This window comes from Bartonella sp. MM73XJBT.G, from assembly GCF_028618435.1.
In the GTDB taxonomy this organism is placed as follows: domain Bacteria; phylum Pseudomonadota; class Alphaproteobacteria; order Rhizobiales; family Rhizobiaceae; genus Bartonella.
Map to the genome: position 1 here is coordinate 30869 of NZ_JAQISW010000004.1, position 11463 is coordinate 42331.

General features: G+C 38.0%; 9 protein-coding genes. 8 read left to right on the forward strand and 1 reads right to left on the reverse strand.

Annotated elements, in window-relative coordinates:
- Positions 1 to 63: 63 nt before the first annotated feature.
- Complete coding sequence (guaB, locus tag PVV59_RS03410; RefSeq protein ID WP_273754566.1) at positions 64 to 1563, forward strand: IMP dehydrogenase; 1500 nt, start codon at positions 64 to 66, stop codon at positions 1561 to 1563.
- Positions 1564 to 1742: 179 nt separating this feature from the next.
- On the opposite strand, the gene PVV59_RS03415 is transcribed toward guaB, so the two are convergent.
- Positions 1743 to 1889 (reverse strand): hypothetical protein, encoded by a 147-nt coding sequence (locus PVV59_RS03415; RefSeq protein ID WP_273754568.1) that lies wholly within the window; start codon positions 1887 to 1889, stop codon positions 1743 to 1745.
- Between the two features lie 383 nt (positions 1890 to 2272).
- On the opposite strand from PVV59_RS03415, the gene PVV59_RS03420 reads away from it, so the two are divergent.
- The 7 genes from PVV59_RS03420 to PVV59_RS03450 all read left to right on the forward strand — a co-directional run bounded on the left by PVV59_RS03420 (position 2273) and on the right by PVV59_RS03450 (position 11397).
- A complete protein-coding gene (locus PVV59_RS03420) occupies positions 2273 to 3559 on the forward strand; it encodes an RsmB/NOP family class I SAM-dependent RNA methyltransferase (RefSeq protein WP_273754569.1) in 1287 nt (428 codons plus the stop codon).
- A 132-nt stretch (positions 3560 to 3691) separates the two neighbouring features.
- A complete protein-coding gene (gene guaA / locus PVV59_RS03425; protein WP_273754571.1) occupies positions 3692 to 5248 on the forward strand; it encodes a glutamine-hydrolyzing GMP synthase in 1557 nt (518 codons plus the stop codon).
- A gap of 196 nt (positions 5249 to 5444) precedes the next feature.
- Entirely contained in the window at positions 5445 to 6167 is a 723-nt protein-coding gene (locus PVV59_RS03430; RefSeq protein ID WP_273754573.1) for a glycerophosphodiester phosphodiesterase family protein, read from the forward strand.
- A 990-nt stretch (positions 6168 to 7157) separates the two neighbouring features.
- Positions 7158 to 8492: a sn-glycerol-3-phosphate ABC transporter substrate-binding protein UgpB gene (gene ugpB, locus PVV59_RS03435; RefSeq protein WP_273754574.1), complete on the forward strand. Its 1335-nt coding sequence runs from the start codon at positions 7158 to 7160 to the stop codon at positions 8490 to 8492.
- Between the two features lie 95 nt (positions 8493 to 8587).
- Entirely contained in the window at positions 8588 to 9472 is an 885-nt protein-coding gene (gene ugpA, locus PVV59_RS03440) for a sn-glycerol-3-phosphate ABC transporter permease UgpA (protein ID WP_273754576.1), read from the forward strand.
- Between the two features lie 24 nt (positions 9473 to 9496).
- A complete protein-coding gene (ugpE, locus tag PVV59_RS03445) occupies positions 9497 to 10348 on the forward strand; it encodes a sn-glycerol-3-phosphate ABC transporter permease UgpE (protein ID WP_273754577.1) in 852 nt (283 codons plus the stop codon).
- A gap of 2 nt (positions 10349 to 10350) precedes the next feature.
- The gene (locus PVV59_RS03450) at positions 10351 to 11397 is read left to right on the forward strand and encodes a sn-glycerol-3-phosphate import ATP-binding protein UgpC (RefSeq protein WP_273754578.1); all 1047 of its coding nucleotides are present in this window, start codon (positions 10351 to 10353) and stop codon (positions 11395 to 11397) included.
- The last annotated feature ends 66 nt before the right edge of the window (positions 11398 to 11463 follow it).

Genomic DNA, 11463 nt, shown 5'->3' on the forward strand with positions numbered 1-11463 from the left:
GTTGTATTTTAAAGCTTCTTGCGGTGTTTTGTTATAATATTTTATTATAAAAGGAATTTTGCTATGGCAAAGATTGTTGAAACGGGAACAGGGGCATTGGCACTGACTTTTGATGATGTACTTTTACAGCCCGGTCATTCTCTTGTTATGCCTAGTCAAGTGGATCTTAGGACGCGTATTGCAGCTGATATTAAGCTCAATTTGCCATTACTTTCCGCTGCAATGGATACGGTAACAGAATCGCGTTTAGCAATTGCTATGGCTCAAGCTGGTGGTCTTGGGGTTATTCATCGTAATATGTCTCCTGCAGAGCAGGCAGAAGAAGTTCGCCAAGTAAAAAAGTTTGAATCTGGTATGGTTGTTAATCCAGTTACAATTGGACCCGATGCAACTCTTGAAGAAGCGAAAACATTAATGCGCTTTCATGGCATTTCAGGTATTCCGGTTGTTGAAAATAGTATTAAAGGTGAGACTGCTGGACGGCTTGTTGGCATTTTGACCAATAGAGATGTTCGTTTTGCATCGGATCCAAAACAAAAAATTTATGAATTAATGACGCATGAGAATTTGATCACAGTACGTGAAAATGTTCAACTCAATGAAGCAAAATATCTTTTACACCATCATCGTATTGAAAAATTATTGGTTGTGGATGAACAAAATCGTTGTGTCGGTCTGATAACAGTGAAGGATATTGAAAAAGCAAAATTAAATCCAAATGCGGCTAAAGATTCTCAAGGGCGCTTGCGTGTTGCAGCGGCTAGTAGTGTTGGGAATGATGGGATTGAACGTGCTGAACGTCTCATTGATGCAGGTGTTGATGTGTTGGTGATTGATACAGCGCATGGACATTCTCAGCGTGTGCTAGAAACTGTTGAACGGATTAAAAAGATGGCTTCCTCTCCAGTTGTTATTGCTGGGAATGTCGCGACCGCTCAAGCAACGCAAGCATTGATTGACAGTGGTGCAGATGCGGTAAAAGTTGGTATTGGTCCTGGCTCTATTTGTACAACGCGTATTGTTGCTGGCGTTGGTGTTCCTCAACTTGCAGCTATTATGAATGCTGCAGAAGTTGCTGAAAAAGCGGATATACCCATCATTGCAGATGGCGGGATCAAAGCATCGGGTGATTTTGCTAAAGCTTTAGCGGGGGGGGCTTGTGCAGCAATGATCGGTTCTCTTTTAGCGGGTACAGAAGAAAGTCCTGGTGAAGTTTATCTTTATCAAGGTCGATCTTTTAAAGCCTATCGCGGTATGGGATCTGTTGGTGCTATGGCACGAGGATCAGCAGATCGCTATTTTCAAGATGACGTTCGTGATGAATTGAAGTTGGTTCCTGAAGGTGTAGAGGGTCAAGTGGCCTATAAAGGTCCTATAGCATCAGTTCTCCATCAGCTTGCTGGTGGACTGCGTGCTTCGATGGGCTATGTTGGGGCAAAAGATCTCGTAGAGTTTCGTAAAAAAGCAACGTTTGTTCGTATTACTAATGCGGGACTCCATGAAAGCCATACGCATGATGTTTCGATCACACGGGAGAGTCCAAACTATCGGGGCCCAGTTTGAAGGAATAAGAGCCTAACGTCGTATTGCATAGATGTAAAATCTTCCGAGATCAAGGAAGAGAGAAGGTTCTTTTTTCTGGTTTTTATTTGGTGTAATAATCCAGAAAAGGAAAGAATTAGAGACTAAAACTCCAATTCTTTCTGTTAAGACTATGTGAAGTAAATTATATAAAGTTAGAATTAACTTTTTGTTGTTTTGCGTCCCATCTTTGACGTACGTTGGCGAGTGTTTGCCTGATCACTTGGGACGGATTTCTTTCCATTGTTTGAGGGCATTGTATTGTGGCGACTTTTAGATGAAGTTGTTTTTCCATTATTATAAGTCATTATTTTCTCCTTTTAAATTATCTGGCAGTTGCCAGTATAGTGAAAACGGTCATACCAAATAGTGGTTCCAAGCATTTTTTAAAAAGTTAATTTTTTGTTGAGAGTAAGATAAACTTATATCATTTTGTGAGAAGATTTTTTCAGAAGGATTATATTTTAAGATGGAAGATATCGGATTTTTTCAGTTGTTTAGATAAGTCGAGAAAATTTCATTTTACGCAATAACAAGGAGTTTGTTTTTTTCATAATGTATGGGTGGAAAGAAGTTCTTTATGGATGGCAATGTATTTTTTTAGCGTAAGAGGATTTTATGTATTTTAGAAGGATAAAAAGCCAATGAGCAGAAATGGCTTAGAATTTCATTATTTTAATGGGAGAAATGAATGCGATTAGGTGGGCGTTTGCAAGCAGCAATAGATGTTCTTAAAGAGATAGAAATGAGGCATCGTCCCGTAGGAGAAGCTTTAAAGGATTGGGGGCTTTCTCATCGCTTTGCTGGAGCAGGTGATCGTGCCGCCATTGGTACAATCGTTTATGATGTTTTAAGACGACGATATTCTTTACAATGGCGTATGGAGAGTGATGAGATTCGGGATATTGTTTTTGCTACCTTATTAGATACGGGAAAAATGACGCTGGAGCAAATTGATAGTACGTTAGAAGGAGATCGGTTTGCACCGCAGTTATTAGGGGATAAACAGCGCAAATCTTGGCAAAGGCGGCAATTAATGGATGCACCAGACTATATTCGTGGTGATATTCCTCAATGGTGCCAAGCCCATCTTTATCCTTTATTTGGTGATAACTGGATCGTGGAAGCTGCTGCGCTAGCAACGCGTCCTCCTTTAGATCTACGGGTAAATAGCCTAAAGGCAACGCCAGAAAAGGTGCTGAAAGAGCTATCAAAAACTAAAATTCAATCTTTGCCATGGTTTCGGCAAGCCTTAAGAATTACTCCGATTGAAAAATTTGATCGCCATCCCAATGTTCAAGTGGAACCAGCTTTTCAAAAAGGGCACTTTGAAATACAGGATTTAGGATCTCAAATTGTTGCCCATCTTGTGGAATCGCAAGAAAGCATGCAGGTATTAGATTATTGCGCCGGTGCTGGTGGCAAAACATTAGCTTTAGCTTCTGATATGAACAATCGTGGGCAAATTTATGCTTATGATTCTGATAAAGCACGCCTAGCGCCTATTTTTGATCGTCTTCGACGCGCTGGTATTCGTAATGTACAAACACGGGTACAAAAAGAAGAATTGAAGTCTTTAATAGGCCAGATGGATAGAGTTTTGTTAGATGCACCCTGTAGTGGGACAGGAACATGGCGCCGTCGTCCAGATGCGAAATGGCGTTTAACATTAGAGCAGGTAAAACAACGCCAAACAGAACAGAGGGCGATTTTGAATGAGGCGATAGATTATCTTAAGCCAAATGGGCGCTTAGTCTACATTACCTGTTCTCTTTTTGCAGATGAAAATGAGGAACAAATTTCCCATTTTCTTCAACATCATTCTCATTTTTCTCCAATAGATATGCAGATACTTTGGCAGACACATTTTAGCTCTCCGCCTGTACAACCAGTCTTTTCCAATTATGGACTGACGTTATCGCCTGCAAAAACACAGACAGATGGGTTCTTTTTATCTATCTTACAAAAAAAACATTGATCCATATTTTTTCATTTTTTATCATAAATTTTACGAGAATAATCTTTTTCTTAAGAAAACAGGCTTGTGCAAAGAGAAAGATTAAATCATAACTCTCATGAGTTCTCTTTTACAATTGTTGATTGGTTTTTTATGAGCATATCACATCCAGACACTGTTCTTATTATTGACTTTGGTTCACAAGTTACACAACTTATTGCGCGACGGATCCGAGCAATGGGGGTATATTGTGAAATTGTTCCTTTTCAATTGGCTTTAGAAGCTGTGCGTCGCATAAATCCTCAAGCTATTATTTTATCAGGCAGTCCTTATTCCGTTATTGATGAAGGATCCCCGCGTGCCCCAATAGAAATTTTTGAGTCTGGTATTCCGATTCTTGGTATTTGTTATGGGGAGCAAGTTATGTGTGTTCAGCTTGGAGGAAAGGTTGAAGCTGGTCATGAGCGTGAATTTGGTCGTGCTTTTTTGGAAATCCAAGAGGAGAGTGCCCTTTTTGATGGAGTGTGGGAAAAGGGTTCTCGTTATCAAGTATGGATGAGTCACGGTGATCGTGTGGCAGCTTTACCAGAAGGTTTTCGTATCATAGGAACTTCAAAAGGAGCTCCTTATGCGGCTATTGCTGATGAGAAAAGACATTTTTATGCGGTACAGTTTCATCCTGAAGTGATCCATACTCCGGACGGTACAAAACTTTTGCAAAATTTTATTCATAAGATTTCTGCAATTAAAGGCAATTGGTCAATCGCTTCTTATCGTGAGCAGGCTGTTGCGGCAATACGACAAAAAGTCGGGAAAAGTCGTGTGATTTGTGGTCTTTCAGGGGGAGTAGATTCTTCTGTTGTAGCGGCGCTTCTTCATGAAGCCATAGGAGATCAATTGACATGTATTTTTGTTGACCATGGATTAATGCGTAAGAATGAGGCGCAGGAAGTTCTTACATTATTTGGCGATCACTATAACATAGAGCTTATTCACGTTGATGCTGCCGATATATTTCTTAATGCTTTAGAAGGTGAGATAGATCCAGAAAAAAAGCGCAAGACGATAGGGCGCCTTTTTATTGAAGTTTTTGAAGAAGAAACTAAAAAAATAGGAGGTGCAGAGTTTTTAGCACAAGGAACACTTTATCCAGATGTTATTGAGAGTGTTTCTGCTATTGGTGAATCGGTCACCATTAAAAGCCATCATAATGTGGGGGGGTTACCAGAACAGATGAATATGAAACTTGTAGAACCGTTGCGTGAGCTCTTTAAAGATGAGGTTCGCTTGCTAGGACGAGAGTTAGGGTTGCCTGAGCAGTTTATTGGTCGCCATCCTTTTCCAGGACCCGGTCTTGCAATTCGCTGTCCAGGGGCTGTGACCCGTGAAAAATTAGAAATTTTACGTGAAGCAGATGCTATCTATCTTGAGGAAATTCGTAAAGCCGGTCTTTATGATGAAATTTGGCAAGCTTTTGCTGTTCTTCTTCCTGTCCAGACTGTCGGAGTGATGGGAGATGGTCGCACATATGAATTTGTTTGCGCGCTTCGCGCTGTCACATCTGTCGATGGAATGACCGCTGATTTTTATCCCTATGATATGGCATTTTTAAGTAAGACAGCATCACGCATTATTAACGAAGTTAGAGGGATTAATCGTGTTGTTTATGATGTAACCTCAAAGCCTCCTGGGACCATTGAATGGGAATAATTGAAATGAGGGATAAGCTTTTTAAGAATAAGATATGATTGAGGGTTTGATATTTAAAAAAATATAGAAAAAATCTTAAAAAATAATTGTGCTCGTTCATAGGAATAAGCCTTTTGAAAATCTATACGCTAATATCATTGAGAGCCAATGTCATTTAAACTATTGTCCTTTGAAATTGAGAAGTGTGAAATTTTGTATGTCTGAGAAAAAAATTGTTGCACACCGTGGTGGAGCGCATCTTTATCCTGAAAATACCTTTTCAGCATTTAGTAATGCTATAGCGTTAGGAGTGGATGAGATTGAATGTGATGTTCATTTGCTGAAAAGTGGTGAAGTAGTTGTTTTTCACGATTTCCGTTTAGATCAATTGGTTGGCAAAAAAGGATATATTCACGATATTGATAATGAAACACGCAAACAACTCTGCGTGAAAGGAAGCCAAGAAGCACCTCCTTTGCTAGAAGAGGTACTTGATCTTTTAGCACCAACCAATGTTGGTTTGCATCTTGAAATCAAAACATGTGGTGAAGTGGAACGTGAAACAATCTTATCTCAAAAAGCGCTTGCACTCATAAGAAGTCGAAATTTATCAGAACGGGTTTCTGCCATTAGTTTTGATCCTTTGATCCTTCGTCCTTTTATTGAAGCAGGAATATCATCTGGCCCATGTGTTGATCATTTTGAAGGTGATATGTATCGTCATTTTTCTGAATGGAAACAATTGGGTTATTCTGATTTAAGTTTAGATGGTTCCATTGTCTCACAGGATTTTATTGAAGCGGCTCTTGAAGCTGGTTTTACTGTAGGGGTATGGACGATCAACGGAAAAGCGCGTTTATCACATTGGCTTAATATGCCAGTACATTATATTACGACAGATCAACCTGATCTTGCATTGCAATTGCGTGCACAAAGGTAAAAAATATATTTCTATAAAGTCCCTGTATTTTCATAAAGCCATTGTAATGGAAGAAAGCAGGAAGTATTTTCTTTTGCAAAATGATAAAACATTGATTTTTAATGATAGTTAAACACCTTTTATATTAAGTGAGAGCGTTTAATATCAAGAGATTTTCTTACTTAAAATTTTTTTTATAATGAATCAACTAAAATCATTTGCTTGCATATTACTTGCATATTACAAGTGGGGTTGGTGGGGTGATAAAAAGCTGTTGAGAAAAAATACTTTTAAAACTCTCTTAAAAAAGCCTTATTGAAGTATTAGAATCATCATATAATGACGCCCTTTTGCACTTTTATAAAATGTAAAAATGACGACATACAAAAATTCTTATATACTTTAGCAAAGAGGCTTTATGACTTATTTTGTATAGGAGCTATCATAAAATGTAGATGTATGAAAAGGTTTTTTTACAGCATGAAAATCGGTCATACAATATCGTTTTATTTTGCATGAGGGATATGATTCCATTACAGGGAAGGAAACGCTTAAGCGTTTCAAAATAATTTTCTTCATTTTAAAAGGATTTCTATTTGTCTCTTCGTGAAATTCAATCGTAACATCATTTTAAGGTTATAAGCCGAAAATTATAAGACAAATAATAAAAGAATAAACAATTATTTTTTTAAAAAAGAAAATCCAGATATTATAGATATTCCAAAAGTCATTAAATAACATTTACGATCTATGCCTTTTTACCTATTTACTTACTTATTTAAGTCATAAATTATCTCACTTTTTTAGCTCCTTATAAACGCGTATTTCGTTCATACATAAGAAGGCTTATAAAAGAAAAAGAATAAATCTAAACAAATTCATTTGACCTTTTGGTGGTTCCTGTTTAAATGAAAAGACATATTTCTGAAATAAAACTGTCATAACATATTCATGTGTAATACTATAAATCCAGGGGTAGTTTGTATTTCATCACTTCAGAAAGGGTGAACCATGAGTCGTTTTTATCTTTCCATAGCGGCCACGGTCGCTATCATAATATCCACAGCAGGAGTAACAGCGAGTTTTGCGCAGACAAAAATCAGCTTTTGGCACTCTATGAGTGGTGAATTAGGAAAGCAAACTGAAAGTCTCATTAATGATTTTAATGCAAGTCAATCTGAGTATAAAGTTGTGCCTTCATTTCGCGGCGAATATGAAGAGGGATTGGTTGCACTTATTGCAGCGTTTCGTGGAAAGAAACAGCCCGTGCTTGCCCAAATTTATGATGTTGGTACTGGAACTATGATGGCTGCAAAGGGTGCGGTCTATCCATTTTATCAACTTATGGCTGATACAAAACAAGAATTCGATCCTACAGATTATTTTCCTGCTATTAGCGGTTATTACTCCGATGAACAGGGGCATATGATCTCTATGCCATTCAATATTTCAACTCCAATCCTTTATTATAACAAAGATATCTTTAAAAAAGCAGGACTTGATCCAGAACGGACTCCTAAAACATGGCAAGATATAGAAGATTTTTCTAAAAAAATTCTTGAGGCTAAAGCGGCAACGTGTGGGTTTACCATGGCTTATGCAGCACAATGGATTGGGATAGAAAATTTTTCAGCGTTGCATAATGTTCCTTTTGGAACGAAAGAAAATGGCTTCAAAGGGCTTGATTCAGAGCTTACATTTAATGGACCTTTACAAGTACGTATGTGGACAGATCTGAAAAGGTGGTCTGATCAAGGTATTTTCCACTATGGTGGCCCTGCAGGTGCGTTAGATTCAACACCAATGTTTATGGCACAAAACTGTGCAATGTTTATGCAATCTTCAGGATCACATGCTGGAATTGTTTCTGAAGCTCAGTTTAATGTGGGTGTTGGTATGCTACCGTATTATAAGGATGTAGAAGGCGCACCGCAAAATTCAGTTATTGGGGGAGCTTCTATTTGGGTGTTGAAGGGTCATAACCCAAAGGAATATGCTGGTGCTGCTGCTTTTCTTAAGTTTCTTTCAAAAACGGAAAACCAAGCAAGGTGGCATCAAGAAACAGGTTATCTTCCAACGACAAAAGCAACTTATGAATTGAGCAAAGAACAACATTTCTATGAAAAAACGCCAGGGGCTGATATCGCTATCAAACAGATCAATCTTAATCCACCGACAGTTAACTCGAAAGGGATAAGATTTGGTAATTTACCACAAATCCGTACCATTCTTGATCAAGAGTTGGAAGCTGTTCTTAGAGGCTCAAAAACACCGAAAGATGGTTTAGATGAGGCCGTTGAACGTGGAAATAAACTTTTGCGTGAATTTGAAAAATCCAATCATTAATTTCGTTTTTTTGTTAAATATGAAAGACTCAACAAAAACAGTTGAGTCCTTTTTGTTTACCTTTTTAAAGTCTCTACATTTAAAGAGCCCTACGAATGCAAGAAAAACACGCATATTTTAAAAAGAGTCTCCTTTCTTACGGATTGCTTTTTCCTCAGCTTCTTGTGACTTTTTTGTTTTTCTTTTGGCCTGCTGCTCAAGCTGTAAAATCATCCTTTGAGCGTGAAGATCCTTTTGGCTTTACAACAACTTTTATTGGTCTTGAAAATTATTTAACCGTTCTTTCTGATCCTACTTATCGGCAATCACTTCTTACAACCGCAGTATTTTCCATCTCAGTTACTGTCGTTTCAATGACAATATCACTTCTTTTGGCTGTCTGTGTTGACCGTGTCGTCCGTGCAAAAAAGGCTTATACAATGCTTTTGCTCTGGCCTTATGCTGTTGCTCCAGTATTGGCCGGTATATTATGGCTGTTTATCTTTCATCCCGCCATTGGGATTATTCCTTTTCTTCTCGAGAAAGTAGGGGGGCTATGGAATTATCGTATTAATGGCACTCAAGCAATGATTCTGATTGTTATTGCGGCTAGCTGGAAACAAATTTCTTACAATTTTCTCTTTTTTCTTACAGGTCTTCAGTCCATTCCGCGTTCTCAAATAGAAGCAGCAGCCATTGATGGTGCTGGTCCCTTTAAACGATTTTGGACTGTTGTTTTTCCGCAAATTTCACCAACAACATTTTTTCTTCTTATCATCAATATCAATTATGTTATGTTTGACACTTTTGGTATTATTGATAACACAACTTCTGGAGGCCCTGCGCGCGCAACAAACACCCTCGTCTATAAAATATATGACGATGGCTTTAAAAATCAAATAATCGGTGCATCAGCAGCGCAATCAACAATATTGATGTTGATGGTTATTGTCTTAACGTTTATCCAGTTTCGCTGGATTGAGCGTCGTGTACAATATTAGAAAATAAATTATTGGCTGAAAATTATGGTTGAAAATCGCCCTATTCTTAAATTTCTAACTCATATCACTCTCATTGTTGGTATTATCATTATTTTCTTTCCAGTTTATGTTGCTATTATTGCATCAACCCATAGTTCAGCGGCATTTAATACGGGAATACTTCCTCTTTTACCTGGGGAATATGCTCTGGAAAACTATAAAACAATTTTTGGGGATGGGCTTGCACAGCTTGGTCTCCCTAACCTCTGGCCACTCTTAATAAATTCACTCATTATGGCTCTAGGGATTAGCATTGGCAAAATTATTATTTCACTTTTGTCTGCTTACGCAATTGTCTACATGCGTTTTCCTTTCCGAAAAACTGCTTTTGCTCTTATTTTTGTTACATTGATGCTACCTGTCGAAGTTCGTATTCTTCCAACCTATGAGGTTGTTGCGAAATTGGGGATGATCGACACCTATAGCGGAATGATTATCCCACTTATTGCATCCGCAACTGCTACATTTTTATTTCGCCAGTTTTTTTTGACTGTTCCTGATGAACTCTTAGAGGCAGCACGCGTTGATGGTGCAGGACCATTTAAATTTTTTAAGGATATTCTCCTTCCTCTCAGCAAAAGCAATATCGCTGCTTTATTTATCATTATGTTCATTTATGGATGGATACAATATCTCTGGCCTCTTATCATAACAACGGATCAAAATCATCAAACGATCCTTATTATTTTAAAACAGCTTATTGTTGAATCATTACAACATGATCCTCAATGGAATATCCTTATGGCAGTATCGGTCGTTGCCATGGTACCACCTGTTCTTGTTATTGTCTTCATGCAACGGCTTTTTATCAAAGGCCTTATTGAAACGGAGAAGTAATTGTGGCCACAATCCAGTTATCAAATATAAAAAAACAGTATGACAACGGCATTATGGTCATTGATGACTTAAACTTAACTGTTGCTGATAAAGAACTTCTTGTTCTTGTTGGTCCTTCAGGATGTGGAAAGTCAACTTTGTTACGTATTATTGCAGGACTTGAACAAGTCACCTCAGGTGAACTGTGTATTGATAACGAACGAATCAATGATCGTGAGCCAGCTGATCGTGATATTGCGATGGTTTTTCAAAATTATGCCCTTTACCCCCATATGACAGTTCGCGGAAACCTAGAATATGGTCTTAAAAATCGTAAAACGCCTAAAGAAGAAATAAAAAAACGCATTGCACATGCTGCAAAGCTTTTGGAGATAGAGCCATTTCTTGATCGTAAACCGCGACAATTATCAGGAGGACAACGCCAGCGTGTTGCAATGGGACGTGTAATTGTACGTCAACCCCGTGTTTTTCTCTTTGATGAACCTCTTTCCAACCTTGATGCAAAATTACGGGCACAGATGTGTATTGAGATAAAAACGCTACAGCGTTCATTAGGAACAACCAGCGTCTATGTTACCCATGATCAACTAGAAGCTATGACATTAGCCGATAGAATTGTCGTTTTGAATAAGGGAGCCATCGAGCAAATTGGAACACCAATGGAAATTTACGATACTCCAGCAAGCATATTTGTTGCTGATTTTATTGGTTCTCCTCCTATGAATTTTCTTGATCGTTATATCTTAGAACAACATTTAGGGCATTCATTTTCTTATAGCGAAGAAACGGATTTTTTAGCTTTCAGACCTGAAATAATCTTATTGGGTGAACACCCAGATAAAGGACCTGTTTTCCACACACAAATTGAGCTTATAAAGCCAATCGGAACAGGTTGCCATGTTTTAACACGTTGGAATGATATCATTTTTACGATTGAAATAAAAGAACGTTTGACACACGACTATGGTCAAAAACTAAGTTTCACTGTAGCTCATCAAGATTTTCATACCTTTAACAAAAACACTGGAAAGCGCACAAGGAATAAGTAAACATTAATTGATGTGACAAGACTTTCTTTTATGCGGCATCATGATAGTGTTATGTTTTTAGCGCTC

Coding starts and splice junctions, on each gene's coding strand:
- guaB (WP_273754566.1), top strand. CDS start 64: ATGGCAAAGATTGTTGAAACGGGAACAGGGGCATTGGCACTGACTTTT.
- PVV59_RS03415 (WP_273754568.1), bottom strand. CDS start 1,889: ATGACTTATAATAATGGAAAAACAACTTCATCTAAAAGTCGCCACAAT.
- PVV59_RS03420 (WP_273754569.1), top strand. CDS start 2,273: ATGCGATTAGGTGGGCGTTTGCAAGCAGCAATAGATGTTCTTAAAGAG.
- guaA (WP_273754571.1), top strand. CDS start 3,692: ATGAGCATATCACATCCAGACACTGTTCTTATTATTGACTTTGGTTCA.
- PVV59_RS03430 (WP_273754573.1), top strand. CDS start 5,445: ATGTCTGAGAAAAAAATTGTTGCACACCGTGGTGGAGCGCATCTTTAT.
- ugpB (WP_273754574.1), top strand. CDS start 7,158: ATGAGTCGTTTTTATCTTTCCATAGCGGCCACGGTCGCTATCATAATA.
- ugpA (WP_273754576.1), top strand. CDS start 8,588: ATGCAAGAAAAACACGCATATTTTAAAAAGAGTCTCCTTTCTTACGGA.
- ugpE (WP_273754577.1), top strand. CDS start 9,497: ATGGTTGAAAATCGCCCTATTCTTAAATTTCTAACTCATATCACTCTC.